General features: G+C 61.5%; 15 protein-coding genes. 8 read left to right on the forward strand and 7 right to left on the reverse strand.

Annotated features, from left to right (window positions below; translation table 11 throughout):
* Positions 1-64: 64 nt before the first annotated feature.
* Complete coding sequence (locus tag HX814_RS05410) at positions 65-640, reverse strand: ANTAR domain-containing response regulator (RefSeq protein WP_003219125.1); 576 nt, start codon at positions 638-640, stop codon at positions 65-67.
* 12 nt (positions 641-652) lie between these two features.
* Complete coding sequence (locus tag HX814_RS05415) at positions 653-1,852, reverse strand: CmpA/NrtA family ABC transporter substrate-binding protein (RefSeq protein WP_003219123.1); 1,200 nt, start codon at positions 1,850-1,852, stop codon at positions 653-655.
* 236 nt (positions 1,853-2,088) lie between these two features.
* Here HX814_RS05415 and sctC point away from each other — a divergent pair, with 236 nt between their 5' ends.
* From sctC to HX814_RS05435, 4 genes are all read left to right on the forward strand, one after another.
* Positions 2,089-3,549 (forward strand): type III secretion system outer membrane ring subunit SctC, encoded by a 1,461-nt coding sequence (gene sctC / locus HX814_RS05420; RefSeq protein ID WP_177008137.1) that lies wholly within the window; start codon positions 2,089-2,091, stop codon positions 3,547-3,549.
* Positions 3,550-3,718: 169 nt separating this feature from the next.
* On the forward strand, positions 3,719-4,096 hold the full coding sequence (locus tag HX814_RS05425) for a winged helix-turn-helix domain-containing protein (protein WP_023659087.1): 378 nt from the start codon (positions 3,719-3,721) through the stop codon (positions 4,094-4,096).
* A complete protein-coding gene (locus tag HX814_RS05430) occupies positions 4,093-4,560 on the forward strand; it encodes a transglycosylase SLT domain-containing protein (protein ID WP_003219119.1) in 468 nt (155 codons plus the stop codon). Before HX814_RS05425 ends, HX814_RS05430 begins: the two co-directional genes overlap by 4 nt.
* Before the next feature lie 86 nt (positions 4,561-4,646).
* Positions 4,647-5,672: a quinone-dependent dihydroorotate dehydrogenase gene (locus tag HX814_RS05435; RefSeq protein WP_003219118.1), complete on the forward strand. Its 1,026-nt coding sequence runs from the start codon at positions 4,647-4,649 to the stop codon at positions 5,670-5,672.
* A gap of 120 nt (positions 5,673-5,792) precedes the next feature.
* On the opposite strand, the gene rmf is transcribed toward HX814_RS05435, so the two are convergent.
* Positions 5,793-6,008, reverse strand: coding sequence for a ribosome modulation factor (gene rmf / locus HX814_RS05440; RefSeq protein WP_002553055.1), 216 nt, complete (start codon positions 6,006-6,008; stop codon positions 5,793-5,795).
* A gap of 531 nt (positions 6,009-6,539) precedes the next feature.
* On the opposite strand from rmf, the gene rlmKL reads away from it, so the two are divergent.
* Together rlmKL and HX814_RS05450 are read left to right on the forward strand one after the other, a co-directional pair.
* Positions 6,540-8,804 (forward strand): bifunctional 23S rRNA (guanine(2069)-N(7))-methyltransferase RlmK/23S rRNA (guanine(2445)-N(2))-methyltransferase RlmL, encoded by a 2,265-nt coding sequence (rlmKL, locus tag HX814_RS05445; protein WP_003219107.1) that lies wholly within the window; start codon positions 6,540-6,542, stop codon positions 8,802-8,804.
* Between the two features lie 141 nt (positions 8,805-8,945).
* Positions 8,946-11,345, forward strand: coding sequence for a diguanylate cyclase (locus HX814_RS05450; RefSeq protein ID WP_177015382.1), 2,400 nt, complete (start codon positions 8,946-8,948; stop codon positions 11,343-11,345).
* A 136-nt stretch (positions 11,346-11,481) separates the two neighbouring features.
* On the opposite strand, the gene dacB is transcribed toward HX814_RS05450, so the two are convergent.
* Positions 11,482-12,942: a D-alanyl-D-alanine carboxypeptidase/D-alanyl-D-alanine-endopeptidase gene (gene dacB / locus HX814_RS05455; RefSeq protein ID WP_003219103.1), complete on the reverse strand. Its 1,461-nt coding sequence runs from the start codon at positions 12,940-12,942 to the stop codon at positions 11,482-11,484.
* A gap of 236 nt (positions 12,943-13,178) precedes the next feature.
* Here dacB and HX814_RS05460 point away from each other — a divergent pair, with 236 nt between their 5' ends.
* Positions 13,179-13,523, forward strand: coding sequence for a YggL family protein (locus HX814_RS05460; RefSeq protein ID WP_003219101.1), 345 nt, complete (start codon positions 13,179-13,181; stop codon positions 13,521-13,523).
* Between the two features lie 54 nt (positions 13,524-13,577).
* Here HX814_RS05460 and HX814_RS05465 read toward each other — a convergent pair whose 3' ends face one another.
* Positions 13,578-14,768, reverse strand: coding sequence for a benzoate/H(+) symporter BenE family transporter (locus HX814_RS05465; protein ID WP_008437554.1), 1,191 nt, complete (start codon positions 14,766-14,768; stop codon positions 13,578-13,580).
* Between the two features lie 329 nt (positions 14,769-15,097).
* On the opposite strand from HX814_RS05465, the gene HX814_RS05470 reads away from it, so the two are divergent.
* Positions 15,098-15,862: a GntR family transcriptional regulator gene (locus HX814_RS05470; RefSeq protein WP_003219095.1), complete on the forward strand. Its 765-nt coding sequence runs from the start codon at positions 15,098-15,100 to the stop codon at positions 15,860-15,862.
* A gap of 138 nt (positions 15,863-16,000) precedes the next feature.
* Here the strand turns inward: HX814_RS05470 and guaD are convergent, their stop codons facing one another.
* Positions 16,001-17,305 carry a guanine deaminase gene (gene guaD / locus HX814_RS05475; RefSeq protein ID WP_003219093.1) on the reverse strand — a complete coding sequence of 435 codons (1,305 nt, stop codon included), beginning with the start codon at positions 17,303-17,305 and terminating at the stop codon, positions 16,001-16,003.
* 7 nt (positions 17,306-17,312) lie between these two features.
* Positions 17,313-18,155 carry a xanthine dehydrogenase accessory protein XdhC gene (xdhC, locus tag HX814_RS05480; RefSeq protein ID WP_102368368.1) on the reverse strand — a complete coding sequence of 281 codons (843 nt, stop codon included), beginning with the start codon at positions 18,153-18,155 and terminating at the stop codon, positions 17,313-17,315.
* Positions 18,156-18,264 lie beyond the last annotated feature (109 nt).

An 18,264-nucleotide genomic window follows, 5' to 3' on the forward strand; every position in this document is an offset into this window, starting at 1 on the left:
GCTGTAAGAGCGGAACCAATAGTCGCCGTTACCTAAATAACGGATATACACCCCGACCCCCCTCTCACCCCAACAACTCACTCATCGCAATAATCTGCTCCGCCACCTGAATCAGCTTCTGCTGCCGACTCATCGCCTGACGCCGCATCAGCGTGTAGGCCTCTTCCTCATTACACCCCTTCATTTTCATCAACAACCCCTTGGCCGTTTCGATCCGCTTGCGTTCGGCCAACTGCTGATCCCGCGCCTGCAACTGCGCGCGCAGCGCCTGGTCACTCTCGAACCGCGCCATCGCCACATCCAGAATCGGCTGCAACCGCTGCGCCTGAATCCCCTCGACAATGTAGGCACTCACCCCGGACTTGATCGCCTGACGCATCACCCCCGGATCATGCTCATCGGTAAACATCACAATCGGCCGCGGCTGGTCGCGACTCACCAGCACCACCTGCTCCATCACATCGCGTCCCGGCGACTCGGTATCGATCAAAATCACGTCCGGGCGCACCGCTTCGACCCGCGCCGGCAAGTCGATCGTCAACCCCGATTCATCGATCACCTCAAACCCGGCCTCGGTCAACGCAGCCTTGAGCCGCCCGACCTTGCGCGGTGTGTCATTGATCAACAGGATTCGTAGCATGGGTTCCTCCTGTCAGCGCAAGGCCTGGCGGCTGGCAACATCTGCCATGGCATGCAGGCGAAAGCTGCGGGCATACCCGGCCGGGTCCGAACCGTCCCAGATTTTTCCGTCGATCAACTGGCTGCTGCGCATGGCCTCGCCACCGGCAGGCACGCCCACGGCGCTGGCCGCCTGGCGATAGATGTCCAGTTGTTGCACACGCCGGGCAACGCCGAGGTAGTCCGGGTCCTCCCGCAGCAGGCCCCAGCGGCGGAACTGGGTCATGAACCACATGCCATCAGACAGGTAGGGCAGGTTCACCTCGCCGTCGCCATAAAAACGCAGCGCGTGGGGATCCTGCCAGTGGTTGCCGAGGCCGTCATCGTAGTCGCCGAGCAGGCGCGGTTCGATGCAATCGAGCGGGGCGTCGAGGTACTGCGGGGCGCTCAGCAACTGTGCAGTGGAGCGGCGGTTTTCCGTGCTCTGTTCGATAAAACGGCTGGCCTGCAGGATCGCCATCACCAGTACCCGGGCGGTATTGGGGTATTGCTCGACAAATGCCTGGGTGCAGCCGAGGACTTTTTCCGGATGGTCCGGCCACAGTGCCTGGGTGGTGGCCAGGGTAAAACCCTGGTTCTGCTTCACCGCACTGGCGCACCAGGGCTCGCCCACACAAAAGCCGTCGATGCGCCCGGCTTGCAGGTGCGCAACCATCTGCGGCGGCGGCACCACCACACTGTCCACATCCTGCAGGGGATGAATGCCCTGGCTGGCCAGCCAGTAATACAACCACATGGCGTGGGTACCTGTGGGAAAGGTCTGGGCGAAGGTGAGTTTTGTTCGGCTTTGGTGCACGTGGCGGTCCAGTGCCTCAGGACTGGTCACCCCCAGCTGTTGCAAGCCACGGGACAGGTTGATGCTCTGGCCGTTCTGGTTCAGGCCCATCAGCACCGCCATATCGGTGGGTGCCACGCCGCCGATGCCCAGGTGTACGGCGTAGATCAGGCCGTACAGGCTGTGGGCGGCGTCCAGTTCGCCGCTGACCAGGTTGTCCCGCAGGCTGGCCCATGATGACTGGCGCCTGAGATTCAAGGTCAGGCCATAGGGCTGGGCGAAGCCCTGGGTGGCGGCGACCACCACCGAGGCGCAATCGCTCAGGGCCATGAAACCCAGGTTGAGGCTGCTCTTTTCCGGGGCATCGCTGCCGTTGACCCAAGCCAGGGGATCACTCATCAATACGTACCTTTCATAAAAAAACGCCGTTCCGTCGGGTACTCAGAGGAAGAGCCCGGGGTAACGACGTCTGTGTCCTTGAGCCCGTTCCGCCGTTGGCGCGAGCTGCGATAGACAAGGCATAGCAAGGCACATGCCACGATGCGCACAGGATGGGCTGGGCGTCAGCTTTCCATCAGGATTGAAATCGGCCTGCCTCGCAGTATGGCCGCTCTTTCAGCCCGGGCCATGCAGGCATGTTCAGCCACCTTCACCGTTTCTCGACGCTGCTTTTCGGCCTGCTGCTGGGCAGCCCCGGCGCGTTCGGGGGCTCCTACCAGGCCCGTGATGAAAGCCTGCACACTTTTTTTACCGCGTTGTCCCTGCCGCTGGGGCAGCCGATCGTTGTCAGTCAGGCGGCAGCTCGCAAGCGCATCAGCGGGGCGTTCGATTTCGACTCGCCCCAACCGCTGCTGGAGTCGGTCGCCCAGCAGCAAGGCCTGATCTGGTACACCGATGGCCAGGTGCTTTACCTCTATGACGCCGACGAGGCGAAAAGCTCGGTAGTGACCCTGCGGCATATCTCGGTCGACCTCCTGCGCGGGTTCATGCGCCGTTCGGGGCTCGAAGAGGCGCGCTACCCGCTGCGTGCGAGTGGGGCGCGGGTGTTCTACGTGTCCGGGCCGCCGAACTATGTCGACCATGTGCTGCGCCTGGCCCAACTGATGGACCGCCAGCGTGCGGAACTGCGCCTGGGGCCGCAGCGGATCGGGGTGGTGCAGGTGCTCAACACCCACGTTGCAGACCGCGAGTACAACATGGGCGACAGAACCGTCACGGTGCCGGGCATGGCATCCATGATCGAAAAACTGCTGGCCGTCGAGCAGGAGAGTGCGTCCCCGCGGCAACCCGGATTACTGGCCGACAAGAATATCTCGGTGCTGGCGTACCCGGACACCAACAGCCTGCTGATCAAGGGCAAGCCCGCGCAGGTGAGCTTTATCGAAGGTCTGGTGGCAGAACTGGACGTACCGAAGCGCGCGGTGGAGGTTTCGATGTGGCTGGTGGATGTGGACCGCGATGAGCTCAAGAAGATCGGCGCGACCATGCACAAGGGGGCGGACAAGCCTTCAGCTACCCGGGTCATGGCACCCATCGAGGACGAAGCATTCATGAAGCGGATCACCGCCTTGGAGTTGCGCAGGCGAGCGAGGGTCACGACGTTGCCGGTGATTCTCACCCAGGAGAATGTGCCCGCGGTTTTCAACGACAACCAGACGTTCTATCTGCCCCGGCCGGGTGAAGACCACGACGAATGGCAACCGGTGGTCTTTGGTACGCAGGTCAGTGTTCTGCCGCGCTTCGCCGAGGCGAATGAAATCGAGATGCTGCTCACCGTCGAGGATGGCCGCCAGATGGGCAAGGCTGCCAGTCGCGACAAACCCTCGGCGGGGGTGGAGCGGATGGGGATCAACACGGTGGTGCGTGTGGCTCCGGGCAGGCGATTGCTGGTGGGGAATTTTCAGCGCGATACCGGCACAGCCTTGCTCGGACGCTACAACGGGCCCATGGCCAACAGTGTGCGATTGTTTGTGATTCAGGCGACGGCGGTCGCAAATGTGCTGCATACCGCTGCCGAGCCGGGGCAGGCGCCGCCGTTGACGCGCTCCCAGCATGAGCAGGTGAAGCGGGCATTTAACCGGGTGACCGAAGGATAAGAACGTTGGTGGCGCCCCTGGGCGGGCATCGCCGAAAGGTCCTACGTGCCCAGTCTGAAAAAATCAGTGCCTATGGGGTTTTTTCCTCTCCTATACAGCGAGTGGGCTTTTTATAGTCGCGACCTTCAGGAAACCAGTGTTGGAAGGTGAGTTGGGTGCGGAGGTACGAATGGCCGTGGTGAACGATGGGGTACTGGCTACCCCCATGGTCTTTGAGCGCTGGACGTTGCACGGTGACGGTAGATTGACCAGTGAAGACTCGGATATTCAACTCCCGCCCAAGGAGTGGCAGGTGTTGCGCCTGTTGCTGTCCTCGGCCGGAGTGCTGGTGACCAAGGACCACTTGCTGGAACAGGCATGGCCCCATAACGAGGCCACGGAAGAGTCCCTGACCCGTTGCATCTGTTCGCTGCGCAAATATTTGAAGGGCGGCAAGGGTCTGATCAAGACGGTATACGGCAAAGGGTACCGGGTGACCTGTGCGGTCAGGATGACCAGCCTGACGGTGGGCGCTGTCTGTTCCACCTGCGGTCGGGGGCAGGCATGAGCAGCGCCCGGTGCAAGGGGGCGCTGCTGCTGATGCTCACGCTCGGCTTCGGCAATGAAGCCCGGGCGTATTGCTGGGCCGAGGCTGCCAGCCGATACGGCATGGAGCCGGAATTGTTGCAGGCCATCGCCGCAGTGGAGTCGGGCTACCGCGCCAAGGCCATGAATTACGCCAACAACAACGGCACCCGTGATATCGGGCTGATGCAGATCAACAGCATTCACCTGCCGCGCCTGCTCAAGGAGGGCATTACCGAGCAGCGCTTGCTGGATGAGCCTTGCCTGTCGGTGGAGGTGGGGGCGTCGATCCTTGCCGACTTCGTCAAACAGTTCGGCTACAACTGGACAGCGATCGGTTCCTACAATGTGGGCGGCGGGCCCGGGCCTCAGCGTGAGGCCCTGCGTCTTCGCTATGCGCAAAAAATCTGGGCCCGCTATGAGGAACTGATGACGCACCGTAACTGACGATTGGACGGCACGCCTCGCATGCAGCCCGTCACCCCGGCTATAATCGCCGCCACCTTTCGCCGCCATCCGAGTCAAGCCCGCCCATGTATACCCTGGCCCGCCAGCTGTTGTTCAAACTCTCTCCGGAAACTTCCCACGATCTGTCCCTGGACTTGATCGGTGCCGGTGGCCGCCTGGGGCTCAATGGCCTGGTGTGCAAGGCCCCGGCGAAAATGCCGGTGTCGGTGATGGGGCTCGATTTCCCCAACCCGGTAGGCCTGGCTGCGGGTTTGGACAAAAACGGTGCGGCCATCGACGGTTTTGCGCAGCTGGGTTTTGGCTTTGTCGAAATCGGCACCGTGACCCCACGGCCGCAGCCGGGCAACCCGAAGCCGCGGATCTTCCGCCTGCCGGAAGCCGAGGCGATCATCAATCGCATGGGCTTCAACAACCTGGGTGTGGATAACCTGCTGTCACGGGTTCAGGCGGCTAAGTACACCGGTATCCTCGGGATCAATATCGGCAAGAACTTCGACACGCCGGTGGAGCGTGCGGTGGATGACTATCTGATTTGCCTGGACAAGGTCTACGCCCACGCCAGCTACGTCACGGTCAACGTCAGCTCGCCTAACACCCCGGGCCTGCGCAGCCTGCAGTTTGGCGACTCCCTCAAGCAACTGCTCGAAGCCTTGCGCCAGCGCCAGGAAGATTTGGCTGTGCGCCACGGCAAGCGTGTGCCCCTGGCAATCAAGATTGCCCCGGACATGAACGACGAAGAGACCGTACTGGTGGCCCAGGCCCTGGTGGATTCGGGCATGGATGCGGTGATCGCTACCAACACCACCCTGAGTCGCGTCGGTGTCGAAGGCCTGGCGTATGGTGACGAAGCGGGCGGCCTGTCCGGTGCGCCGGTACGCGACCAGAGCACCCACATCGTCAAGGTGCTGGCGGCCGAGTTGGCAGGGCGCTTGCCGATCATTGCCGTGGGTGGCATCACCGAGGGCAAGCACGCGGCCGAAAAAATCGCCGCCGGCGCGAGCCTGGTGCAGTTGTATTCCGGCTTTATCTACAAGGGCCCGGCGTTGATTCGCCAGGCGGTGGATGCGATTGCGGCATTGCCGCGCGGCTGACAACAGGCAATAAAAAGGGCTCCTTGAAGGAGCCCCTGGGCCGAAGCCCGCCGCCCGGATGGGGCGTGCGTGGTTAAGTGGTTGCGTATTCGTGCTGGTGTCGGAATTAAATGCCCTTGATTAGCCGACGGCGTGAAGTTCGTTGAGTCTGTGGATTCCCGCAGTGCCAGTCATACCGTCCCAGTTGTCGCCGCGTCCTTCTCGCCAGCCGTTGATCCAGGCTTGGCGTACCGACGGTAGAGTAAATGGGCAAAGCTCACGGGATTTGCCATGAACGCCATATTGATATCCGCGTAAAAATGCTCTTTCCAACGGATCACGCTTAAGTCTTCTCATAGGGTGTTTCCCTCACTTGTTGACTGTCTTGATATCCTTCGGCCTCGTCCGAGGCCGGGCAGAGTTTTTCTGCCGTTGGTGCGCTCGCTGCCGGCGTGGCGAGCTATGTGTCGGCGTCGTTACGGCGCCAACCTGTGTTGAGTTCTAACCAATAGGTCACATGGATTCAATGATCGTTTTGTCATAAGCACGTAACGATAACGATGCTATAGCCATAAGCTGGGATGGCTTTTCGCCCCTTTTGTTGGGCAAACCCAGCTATGATGTGCCCTTCAAAGAGGATGGGTTTAATCCTTTAGTGAGAATGTCCGCCTGTTGCAGTCGGTTATTATTCGACGAAGGGTCGGAATGTTTCTTCTTGTTGCTTCAAATACTTGAACTGCCCCGTCGATAAAGGCCCGAAAGGCCGGTAGCCGGGGTGGAACGGCACATTCGTGCCACACGAGCGTTCTTCAAGAAAAGCGCTTGATTGAAAACCGAACGCGCGATGCGTCGCCCGTTCACTTATTGCTGAAAAGCCTGGAATGCCCCATGTCGGACCGTTTTGAACTCTTCCTCACTTGCCCCAAGGGCCTCGAAGGCCTGCTGATCGAGGAAGCCGTGGGGCTTGGCCTTGAGGAAGCCCGCGAGCACACCTCGGCCGTGCGCGGCATGGCCGACATGGAGACCGCCTACCGCCTGTGCCTCTGGTCGCGCCTGGCCAACCGCGTGTTGCTGGTGCTCAAGCGCTTCCCGATGAAGGACGCCGAAGACCTGTACCACGGGGTGCTGGACATCGAGTGGGAAGACCACATGCTCGCCGACGGCACCCTGGCCGTTGAATTCAGCGGCCATGGCTCTGGCATCGACAACACCCACTTCGGCGCGCTGAAGGTCAAGGATGCGATTGTCGACAAGCTGCGCACCCCGACCGGCGAACGTCCATCCATCGACAAGATCAACCCGGACCTGCGCATCCACCTGCGCCTGGACCGTGGCGAAGCGATCCTTTCCCTTGATTTGTCCGGCCACAGCCTGCACCAGCGCGGCTACCGCCTGCAGCAGGGCGCGGCACCGTTGAAAGAGAACCTGGCGGCGGCGATCCTGATTCGCTCCGGCTGGCCGCGCATCGCTGCCGAAGGCGGCGCGCTGACGGACCCGATGTGCGGCGTCGGTACCTTCCTGGTGGAAGGCGCGATGATCGCCGCCGACATGGCGCCCAACCTGAACCGTGAGCTGTGGGGTTTCACCGCCTGGCTTGGCCACGTTCCGGCGCTGTGGAAAAAACTTCACACAGAGGCCAGCGAACGTGCCGCCATCGGCATGGCCAAGCCACCGCTGTGGATTCGTGGTTACGAGGCGGATCCTCGCCTGATCCAGCCCGCCCGTAACAACATCGAACGCGCAGGCCTTAGCCACTGGATCAAGATCTACCAGGGCGAAGTCGGTACCTTCGAGCCGCGTCCGGACCAGAACCAGAAAGGCCTGGTGATCTGCAACCCGCCGTATGGCGAGCGTCTGGGTGATGAAGCCAGCCTGTTGTACCTCTATCAGAACCTCGGCGAGCGTCTGCGCCAGGCGTGCCTGGGCTGGGAAGCGGCGGTGTTCACCGGTGCTCCGGACCTGGGCAAGCGCATGGGCATCCGCAGCCACAAACAGTATTCGTTCTGGAACGGCGCCTTGCCGTGCAAATTGCTGCTGATCAAGGTCACCCCGGATCAGTTCGTCACCGGCGAGCGTCGCACCCCGGAACAACGCCAGGCCGAGCGCGAGCAAGCGGCCTACGACCAGGCGCCGACCGAGCCGCAAGAGCGCCAGTACAACAAGAACGGGAATCCGATCAAACCCGCCCCGGCCCCAGTGGTCGAGCAGGCGCGCTTGAGCGAAGGCGGGCAGATGTTTGCCAACCGCCTGCAAAAGAACCTGAAACTGCTGGGCAAGTGGGCCAAGCGCGAAGGCGTCGATTGCTACCGTGTGTACGATGCCGACATGCCGGAATACTCCATGGCCATCGACCTGTACCACGACTGGGTCCACGTCCAGGAATACGTGGCGCCGAAGTCGATTGACCCGGAAAAAGCTTCGGCACGCATGTTCGATGCCCTGGCGGCCATTCCCCAGGCGCTGGGCATCGACAAGAACCGTGTGGTGGTCAAGCGTCGCGAACGCCAGAGCGGCACCAAGCAGTACGAGCGCCAGAGCGCCCAGGGCAAGTTCACCGAGGTCAGCGAAGGCGGCGTCAAGTTGCTGGTCAACCTGACCGATTACCTGGACACCGGCCTGTTCCTCGACCACCGTCCAATGCGCATGCGCATCCAGAAAGAGGCGGCCGGCAAACGCTTCCTCAACCTGTATTGCTACACCGCCACCGCCAGTGTGCACGCCGCCAAGGGTGGCGCGCGCAGCACCACCAGCGTCGACCTGTCGAAGACCTACCTGGACTGGGCGCGCCGCAACTTCTCCCTCAACGGTTTCTCCGACAAGAACCGCCTGGAGCAGGGCGACGTGATGGCCTGGCTGGAAGCCAGCCGCGATGAGTTCGACATGATCTTCATCGACCCGCCGACCTTCTCCAACTCCAAGCGCATGGAAGGCATCTTCGACGTGCAACGCGACCACGTGCAGTTGCTGGACCTGGCCATGGCGCGCCTGGCACCGGGCGGCGTGTTGTACTTCTCGAACAACTTCCGCAAGTTCCAACTGGAAGACAACCTCGTCGAGCGGTATGCCGTCGAAGAGATCAGCGACAAGACCATCGACCCGGATTTTGCGCGTAACGCCAAGATCCATCGGGCGTGGAAAATCACCGCGCGCTGATCACTGCGTTCTGAAGCCGCAAGACCGGATCATTCCGGCCTTGCGGCTTTTTTTTGCGCTGGTCAAACGCAAGTCCTGTGGCTATAACTTAGGACCTGGCCAAAGTGACGCACCCGCACGCTGGCGTTCCGAGTCTTGTCTATGCCGCTGCATGCCGTCCGCCCGAAAATCCTAGGCTTTATCAGTGAGCAGGTGTCGGCGTGGCTGGTGGCGGTGGTGGTGTTGCTGGCCGGTATCGCGCTGACGATTGTCGTCGCCTGGGCCGCGTCCGAGCTTTACCAGCAGCAGATGCGCCAGCGCTTTCAACTGCTGGTCAACGAGCGCTACAGCCGTCTCCAGGAGCGTTTCGAGGACCAGGAACAACGCCTGGGCAGCCTGCGGCGGTTCTTCGTCAATTCAAATACAGTCTCGCGCAAAGAGTTCGAAGGTTTCGCGCAGCCCTTGCTGTTGCGTACCCGCGCCTATGCCTGGGCACCCCGGGTTTTGCGTGACCAGCGCGGTGCGTTCGAGCAGGCAATCACGGCGGAGCGCGGTGCGAATTTCTCCATTCGTGAATTGAATGCGGCGGGCGAACTGACCCCGGCGAGTGATCGCGATGAGTATGTGCCGGTGCTGTACAGCCAGACCCAGAGCATTCTCGGCTCGCCGCTGGGTTTTGACCTGTTGGCCCAGCCCCTGCGGCGCTCGACGGTGGAGCGTGCGCAACAGTCAGGGAAGATGGCGGTGTCCCAGCCCATGCAACTGGTGGGTGTGGAGCCGGCCTACGCCATGGGCGTATTGCTGGTGGCACCGGTCAGCCGGGCACCGACGACACAAGTGCCCAACAGTGAACCTTACGGCTACGTCATGGCGGTGATCAGCATGCGCCAGCTGGTGGCCGATGGCTTGCCCAAGGCCGCACGGGACAACCTGGTGATGCAGATTGTCGACACCTCCGATGCAGAGCAACGGGTGTTGTACGAATCCAGCAACCCCGTGGCAGACAGTGACCTGGTGGCAGCACGCCGGCTGACGCTCGGCGACCACGTCTACGCCTTGAGCCTGCGCCCCAGCCAGGTGTTCCAGCAGGGCAATCACTCGTCGCTGGTCAGTATCCTGGTCATGGGCAGCCTGCTGAGTGTGCTGCTCAGTGCGTTGCTCTACGTGGTGGTCAGCCAGCGCCAGCGCGCATTGAAGCTGGTGGAGCAGCGCACCGCCCAATTGCGTCAGCGGGAACAGGAACTGCGAGGCACCCACGGCCAACTGCGCAGCGTGCTCAATGCGGCCACCCAGGTGGCGATCATCGCGACGGACTTGCGCGGTGTGATCACCACCTTCAACGCCGGCGCCGAGCAGATGCTGGGCTTTGAAGCACAAGAGGTACTGGGCCACCTGACCCTCGAAAGCCTGCACCTGGCCCCCGAGCTGGAAGCCCGTGCCGCGCAATTGAGCGCAATCCTCGGCAAGCGCATCGCGCCAGCCCAGGCGATGCTGGTGGACAGCGCCGATGCAGTGCATGAGGCCCGCGAGTGGACGCTGGTACGCAAGGACGGCAGCCAACTGACGGTGAACATGCTCGCCACTGTTCTGCTGGACGAGCATGGCCTGTGGGTCGGGCACCTGGCGATCTGCCTGGATGTCACCGAGCAGAAGCGCGCCTATGAGGCACTGGCCGCGCGGGACCGCCTGCTGAAGAAACTCAGCGCCCATGTGCCCGGCGGTATTTTCCAGTTCATCCTGGAACCGAACAATGTCTCGCGTTTCATTTATGCCAGCGATGGCATCCGCGACATCTACGAAATCGAGCCTGGGGTGTTGCAGCAGGATGCGCGAAAGGTCTTCGAGCGGATTCATCCGCTGGATGTCGAGCGGGTACGGGAGTCCATTCGCCTGTCCACCCTGCAACTGAGCCATTGGCGTGAAGAATACCGGGTGCAGTTGCCCCATCGGGGGCTGCGCTGGGTTCGCGGTGAGGCGACGCCGGAAGAGCTGGCCGGTGGCGGTACGTTATGGCATGGCTATGTGTCGGATATTTCCGATCTCAAGCGGGTTGAGGAAGAGCTGCGGGCGCTGTCGATTACCGATTCCCTGACCGGCATTCATAACCGACGCTACTTCCAGGACCGGCTGAAGGCCGAGATGATCCGGGTCAAGCGTGCCTCGGGGGCGTTGTCGGTGATCATGTTCGACATCGATCACTTCAAGCGCATCAACGACCAGCATGGTCACGCGGTGGGTGATGAAGTGCTCAAGGAGTTATGCCGGCGCATCAGCCAGCGGTTACGACGCACGGATGTGTTTTGCCGGCTGGGCGGCGAGGAGTTTGTGGTGCTGTGCGCCAATACCGACGGCAGCCAGGCGTTCAGTGTTGCCCTGGAGTTGTGGCAGGCGTTGCGCGGTGAGCCGATGGAAGGTGTCGGCACGGTGACGGCGAGCTTCGGGGTCGCCAGTTGGCGGGTCGAGGAGGGCGTCGACAGCTTGTTGCTGCGGGCGGATTCGGGTGTCTATGCCGCCAAGCAGGCGGGCAGGGACAGAGTTGAGGCAGAGCGGGTGCTTGCCTGAAGTGCACGGCCATTCAAGCTATTAGAGATCAATGTGGGAGCTGGCTTGCCTGCGATAGCATCACCTCGGTATTCCTGATAGACCGAGGCGTCTGCATCGCAGGCAAGCCAGCTCCCACATTTGATATTTGCTGCTGTTAGAGGACCGGGGCCGCCGCCGCCAGTTTCGGCTGGCGATACAGGTCCAGCAGCACCTGGTCCAGTACCGAGGACGCGCCCCACGGTTTCGGATCGTTGAGAATCGCCACCACAGCCCAGGTATTGCCATTGTTGTCGCGGCTGAACCCGGCAATCGCGCGCACGGTGTTCAGGGTGCCGGTCTTGACGTGGGCTTCGCCGCGCATGGCCGTGGTCTTCAGGCGTTTACGCATGGTGCCGTCGGTGCCGGCAATCGGCAGCGAACTGATGTACTCCGCCGCGTACGGGCTTCTCCACGCCGCTTGCAGCATGGTCGCCATCTCGCGGGCGCTGACCCGTTCAGCACGGGACAGGCCGGAGCCGTTCTCCATCACCAGGTGCGGCGCGGTGATGCCTTTTTTCGCCAGCCACTGGCGCACCACGCGCTGGGCGGCCTTGGCGTCGTCGCCGTCGGCATCGGTGCGGTACTGCGCACCCAGGCTCAGGAACAACTGCTGGGCCATGGTGTTGTTACTGTATTTGTTGATGTCGCGGATGATCTCCGCCAGGTCCGGCGAGAACGCACGAGCCAGCACTTTGGCGTTCTTCGGTACCGGCGCCTGGATGTCGCGGCCCTGGATGCTGCCGCCCAGTTCCTTCCAGATCGCCCGAACGGCGCCGGCGGTGTAGGTGGCGTGGTCCAGCAACGACAGATACGTCTGCGAACTGCAGCCGTCCGCCAACTGGCCGCTGACGGTCACGGTGACGCTGCCGTCGGCGGCGGTCATCGGGCTGTAGCGCACATCGCCGGTGCATTGCTTGGCGTTGGAGACCTTGACCTGGTTGTCGATGCGGATGCTCGCAATCGGCGGCTCGACCGAGACCAGCACCTTGCCCGAATCATTGCGGGTGACGAAGCGCAGCGCCTTGAGGTTGACCATCAAGGCATCGGGCTTGACCAGGAACGGCTTGTTCTCGTCGTTGCCGTCGTCATTGAACTCCGGCAGTTGCGGCGGGATGAAGAAGCCACGGTCCAGCACCAGGTCGCCGGTCACTTGCTGCACGCCATTGGCCCGCAGGTCGCGCATCAGCAGCCAGAGTTTTTCCATGTTCAGCTTGGGGTCGCCGCCGCCCTTGAGGTACAGGTTGCCGTTCAGGATCCCGCCGCTCAGGGTGCCGTCGGTGTAGAACTCGGTTTTCCACTGATGGTTGGGACCGAGCATTTCCAGGGCCGCGTAGGTGGTGACCAGCTTCATGGTCGAGGCCGGGTTGACCGACACGTCGGCGTTGAACACGGTAGGTGTGCCCGGGCCATTGAGGGGAATCATCACCAGGGACAGGGCATTGTTTTGCAGCTTGGCTTTCTGGAGGGCTTCCTGGACCTTGGGCGGCAGGGAAGTGTTGATCGGGGCGGCGGTAACGGAAAAGGCCAGGGGCAGAAGAAAACTGGCGAGTAACAGTGGACGCAAAGATTTGATCATAAGAATTAAAACCCTACTGCTGAGGGGGTAAAAAGGTGAGGGGTATGTACGAAAAATCCCTCAATGGTCATGAAAGTGTCGGCATTATGCCCCAAGGCTGTCGCACTTGTGGCTGAACGATAGCTGCAATTGGCGGTTTTTTTTACTGGCACTCTGCCGCCTGTCCCAGAGAATCGGGCAAAGGCCTGCTTAAACTGCTAAAGTGCCGCCCGTTATTACTTAAGAGGATTGTTCCAATGGCGACTAACCGTTCCCGGCGTCTGCGCAAAAAACTGTGCGTTGATGAATTTCAAGAGCTGGGTTTCGAACTGAACCTGGACTTCAAAGAAGGTTTGGACGATGAAGCGGTTGACGCTTTCCTCGAAGCATTCCTCACTGAAGCGATGGACGGCAACGGCCTGGACTACGTCGGCGGTGATGACTTCGGTCTGGTTTGCAAAGCCACCCGTGGTTCGGTCAACGAAGAACAGCGTGCCGCTGTTGAAGCGTGGCTGAAGGCTCGTCCAGAGCTGACCCGCGTTGAAGTCAGCGCCCTGCTGGACGCTTGGCACCCAGAAAAGCCGATTAACCCGGCAGTCTGATGTCATGAAAAAGCGACCCGCCCGGGTCGCTTTTTCGTTACTGGGTCTAAAGAATCAGGCCTTGCGCCAGTTCAGAATCACCAGCGTCAACACCCCCGCGACAATTCCCCAGAACGCCGAACCGATGGAAAACAACGTCAACCCCGACGCTGTGACCATGAAGGTGATCAACGCAGCTTCCCGTTCCCTGGGTTCATTCATGGCGATGCTCAGGCCATTGATGATCGAGCCAAACAACGCCAGTGCCGCAATCGACAGCACCAGTTCCTTGGGCAGGGCGGCGAACAACGCGGCCAATGTCGCGCCAAACACCCCGGCGATCCCGTAGAAAATCCCGCACCAGACCGCGGCGGTGTAGCGCTTGTTGCGATCCTCATGGGCATGAGGGCCGGTGCAGATCGCCGCGCTGATGGCTGCCAGGTTGATGCCATGGGAGCCAAACGGCGCCAGCACCAGCGAGGCCAGGCCGGTGGTAGTAATCAATGGCGACGCCGGTACGTTATAGCCGTCGGCCCGCAGCACCGCGACACCCGGCATGTTCTGCGAGGTCATGGCCACCACGAACAGCGGGATGCCGATGCTGATGGTCGCGGCCAGGGAGAAGTGCGGCGTGGTCCACACCGGCGTTGCCACTTCCAGGTGAAAGCCACTGAAATCCAGCAGCCCCATCAGCCCGGACAGCGCCGTGCCGATCAGCAGTGCCGCGAGCACGGCATAACGCGGCGACAGGCGCTTGATGACCAGGTAAGTGAAGAACATCCCCAGCACCAGACCGGTACGGTGCTGCGCGGCGACGAAAATCTCGCTGCCGATCTTGAACAGAATCCCCGCCAGCAAGGCGGCCGCCAGGGACGCGGGGATGCGCTTGACGAGTTTTTCGAAGCTGCCGGTCAGCCCACAGATGGTCACCAGCACCGCGCAGGTGATGTAGGCGCCGATGGCCTCGCCGTAGCTGACGCCGCCCAGGCTGGTGATCAACAGCGCCGCGCCCGGTGTGGACCAGGCAATGGTGATCGGCGTGCGATAGCGCAGGGACAGACCAATGCTGCACACCGCCATGCCGATGGAAATCGCCCAGATCCACGAGGAAATTTGCGCGGTGGTCAGGCCCGCAGCCTGGCCAGCCTGAAACATCAGCACCAGGGAGCTGGTGTAGCCGGTCATCATGGCAATGAAACCGGCGACGATGGCCGAAGGCGAAGTGTCGGCCAGTGGGCGTAATCGCGCTTGGGGGACGTCGGACATGGGGCGGTGTTCCTTTTACCGGGCTGTCTGTAGGAGCGAGCTTGCTCGCGAAGGTCGTTAACGATGACGCTGGCATCCTGACTGAATGCGGTGCTTATACGTTTTTCGCGAGCAAGCTCGCTCCTACAAAGGAGAAAGTGCGGAATCAAGCCTAAACTCAAACGTAACGATTCATTGCAATACAGCCGGCGCCGCAAACAGCCGTACAGTGTGTTGGCGCACTGGGTTGTGTACAATGTGCGCTGATTTTACGCGATACTTGCCAGCGACCCTCTGTGCCGTATTACAGTCAACGTCAATTCGCCGCCGTTCTCCCGACCCGAGTGCCCATGAACGAACAGTTGCAGCCCCTCAAGAAACAGCCGCGAGCCGGTAAGGCCGGTCGCAGTGGAACCCAGGACGATATCGTCTACGCGCATATCTTCGAGGCGATCCTCGAACAACGCCTGGCGCCCGGTACCAAATTGAGTGAAGAAGCGCTGGGCGAAATCTTCGGCGTCAGCCGCACCATCATTCGCCGCGCGCTGTCGCGCCTGGCCCATGAAGGCGTGGTACTGCTGCGGCCCAATCGTGGTGCGGTAGTGGCCAGCCCGAGCGTCGAGGAAGCCCGCCAGGTATTCCTCGCCCGGCGCCTGGTGGAGCGTGCGATCACTGAATTGGCGGTGCAGCATGCCACGGCCGAGCAACTGGCCGAGCTGCGGCAGATGGTCAACGACGAGCGCGACAGCTTCTCCCGGGGCGATCGCGGCGCGGGCATCCGGCTTTCCGGCGAGTTCCACCTGAAGCTGGCCGAGGCGGCGAAGAATGCGCCGCTGATCAGTTTCCAGCGCAGTCTGGTGTCCCAGACCTCGTTGATCATCGCCCAGTACGAAAGCGGCAACCGCTCGCACTGTTCCTACGATGAGCACACGCAGTTGATCGACGCGATCGAAGCGCGGGATGCGGATTTGGCGGTGAACCTGATGATGCATCACATGGATCACATCGACAGCAAGCTCAACCTCGATGAGGAAAGCGCTTCTGACGATCTGCATGCAGTGTTCTCGCATCTGTTGCAGACAAAGAAGCCGGGGCGCTCGTCTGTAAAACTGTAATTTTCCAGGCTCGCCACTAACTAAATGTGGGAGCGGGCTTGCTCGCGAAGGCGGTGGATCAGTCAGCACATCCAGCGACTGACACACCGCCTTCGCGAGCAAGCCCGCTCCCACATTTGTTTTGTTGTACCTGTTAAATCAGCGTTGATGCACCAATTGCCCCGCCGCATACGTCTGCAACACCGCCCGGTCATCCCCCAGTGTCATCAACACAAACAGCGTCTCGGCGATGTTATTGGCCTGCTTCAGGCGATAGCTGAGCAGCGGGGTGGCGTTGTAATCCAGTACCAGGAAGTCCGCATCAGTGCCGGGTTGCAGCGTGCCGATCTTGTCTTCCAGACGCAGCGCCCGCGCACCACCCAGGGTCGCCAGGTACAACGACTTGAACGGACTCAAGCGCGCCCCTTGCAGTTGCATCACCTTGTACGCTTCGTTCAGGGTTTGCAGCAGCGAGAAGCTGGTGCCACCGCCGACGTCCGTACCCAGGCCGACATTCAGCTTGTGCTTCTCGGCCATCGGCAGGTTGAACAAACCGCTGCCCAGGAAGAAGTTCGATGTCGGGCAGAACGCGACTGCCGAACCGGCTTCTGCCAACCGCGCGCATTCGTCGTCGCACAGGTGCACACCGTGGGCGAACACCGAGCGTTCACCCAGCAGTTTGTAATGGTCGTACACGTCCAGGTAACCCTTGCGTTCCGGGAACAGTTCTTTCACCCATTCCACTTCCTGCAGGTTTTCACTGATGTGAGTCTGCATGTAGAGGTCCGGGTATTCCCCCAGCAGCTGCCCGGCGAGGGTCAGTTGTTCAGGTGTACTGGTCGGTGCGAAACGTGGCGTCACCGCGTAGTGCAAACGGCCCTTACCGTGCCAGCGCTCGATCAGCGCCTTGCTTTCCGCGTAGCCGGATTCGGCGGTGTCGGTCAAATAGTCCGGCGCGTTGCGGTCCATCATTACCTTGCCGGCGATCATCCGCAGGTCGAGCTTCTCGGCCGCTTCAAAAAACGAGTTCACTGACTGCGGGTGCACGCTGCCAAATACCAGCGCGGTGGTGGTGCCGTTGCGCAGCAGTTCCTTGATGAAAATATCCGCGACTTCTTCGGCGTGGGCCTTGTCGGCGAACTGGCTTTCACACGGGAAGGTGTAGGTGTTGAGCCAGTCCAGCAACTGCTCGCCATAGGCACCGACCATGCCGGTCTGCGGCAGGTGGATGTGGGTGTCGATCAGGCCGGGGGTGATCAGCGCGTCCTGGTAATGGGTGACTTCGATGTCGGCGGGCAGGCTGGCGAGCAAGTCGCTGGCGTGGCCAAGGGCACTGATCTGGCCGTTGTCGATCACCAGCAGGCCGTCCTCGAAATATTCATAGGAGGCTTCGATCCCCACTTCGGCAGGGTCGGCGATGCTGTGCAAAATGGCGGCACGGTAGGCTTTGCGTGTCAAAGGCATGGTCGTCTCAGTTAGTCGCTTGGCTGCGGCGGGATACCGGCAGCAGTTTGGCAATGGGTTCGGCGCTCGCAGTGTGCTGGCCGAAGTTGGCGTTATAGGTGGCGATGATTTCGCCGGCGATGGAGATGGCGATTTCCACAGGCAGTTTGCCTTTGACCTCGGTCAGCCCCATCGGGCAATGCATGCGTTGCAGTTGCGCTGTGTCGAAACCGCGATCCCGCAGGCGGTGTTCAAACTTGACGCGTTTGGTCTTCGAGCCGATCAGGCCGAAGTAGGTGAAGTCATTGCGCTTGAGCAGGGCGGCGGTGAGTTCCAGGTCCAGCGCGTGGTTGTGGGTCATGACGATGCAATAACTGCCCACAGGCAAGTGGTCGATTTCATCCACCGGCTCTTCGCTGACGATTTTACGCACGCCTTGGGGGATGTGTTCCGGGAATTCCTGTTCCCGGGAATCGATCCAGCGCACCCGGCACGGCAGGCTGGCCAGCAACGGCACCAGCGCGCGGCCCACGTGGCCGGCGCCGAACACCGCGATCTGCGCCTGCACCTGGCCCATGGGTTCGAACAACAGCACCGTCACGCCGCCGCAGCACTGGCCCAGGCTGGCGCCGAGGCTGAAGCGCTCCAGGTGGGTGTTTTGCTGGCCGCGCACAAGCATGTCCCGGGCGATCTGCATCGCCTTGTATTCCAGGTGCCCGCCACCGATGGTGTCGAAGGTGTGGGCGGCGCTGATCACCATCTTCGAACCGGCGTTGCGCGGCGTGGAGCCGAGCTCTTCGATGATGGTCACCAGCACGCAGGGCTCGCCCTGGTTCTGCAGGTCGGCGAGGGCGCTGATCCAGTTGTTCATGTTTACCTCAACATCTCTGTTGTCAGTTCGACCGCCTTCGCGAGCAAGCCCGCTCCCACATTTGATTGGGTTCACACATCAAAATGTGGGAGCCGGGCTTGCCCGCGAT

The sequence above is a fragment of the Pseudomonas sp. C8002 genome, assembly GCF_013385765.1.
Classification (GTDB): domain Bacteria; phylum Pseudomonadota; class Gammaproteobacteria; order Pseudomonadales; family Pseudomonadaceae; genus Aquipseudomonas.

Bases quoted from the DNA above. Each gene is read 5' to 3' on its own strand.
- HX814_RS05410 (WP_003219125.1), bottom strand. From the start codon at position 640: ATGCTACGAATCCTGTTGATCAATGACACACCGCGCAAGGTCGGGCGG.
- HX814_RS05415 (WP_003219123.1), bottom strand. From the start codon at position 1,852: ATGAGTGATCCCCTGGCTTGGGTCAACGGCAGCGATGCCCCGGAAAAG.
- sctC (WP_177008137.1), top strand. From the start codon at position 2,089: ATGTTCAGCCACCTTCACCGTTTCTCGACGCTGCTTTTCGGCCTGCTG.
- HX814_RS05425 (WP_023659087.1), top strand. From the start codon at position 3,719: ATGGCCGTGGTGAACGATGGGGTACTGGCTACCCCCATGGTCTTTGAG.
- HX814_RS05430 (WP_003219119.1), top strand. From the start codon at position 4,093: ATGAGCAGCGCCCGGTGCAAGGGGGCGCTGCTGCTGATGCTCACGCTC.
- HX814_RS05435 (WP_003219118.1), top strand. From the start codon at position 4,647: ATGTATACCCTGGCCCGCCAGCTGTTGTTCAAACTCTCTCCGGAAACT.
- rmf (WP_002553055.1), bottom strand. From the start codon at position 6,008: ATGAGAAGACTTAAGCGTGATCCGTTGGAAAGAGCATTTTTACGCGGA.
- rlmKL (WP_003219107.1), top strand. From the start codon at position 6,540: ATGTCGGACCGTTTTGAACTCTTCCTCACTTGCCCCAAGGGCCTCGAA.
- HX814_RS05450 (WP_177015382.1), top strand. From the start codon at position 8,946: ATGCCGCTGCATGCCGTCCGCCCGAAAATCCTAGGCTTTATCAGTGAG.
- dacB (WP_003219103.1), bottom strand. From the start codon at position 12,942: ATGATCAAATCTTTGCGTCCACTGTTACTCGCCAGTTTTCTTCTGCCC.
- HX814_RS05460 (WP_003219101.1), top strand. From the start codon at position 13,179: ATGGCGACTAACCGTTCCCGGCGTCTGCGCAAAAAACTGTGCGTTGAT.
- HX814_RS05465 (WP_008437554.1), bottom strand. From the start codon at position 14,768: ATGTCCGACGTCCCCCAAGCGCGATTACGCCCACTGGCCGACACTTCG.
- HX814_RS05470 (WP_003219095.1), top strand. From the start codon at position 15,098: ATGAACGAACAGTTGCAGCCCCTCAAGAAACAGCCGCGAGCCGGTAAG.
- guaD (WP_003219093.1), bottom strand. From the start codon at position 17,305: ATGCCTTTGACACGCAAAGCCTACCGTGCCGCCATTTTGCACAGCATC.
- xdhC (WP_102368368.1), bottom strand. From the start codon at position 18,155: ATGAACAACTGGATCAGCGCCCTCGCCGACCTGCAGAACCAGGGCGAG.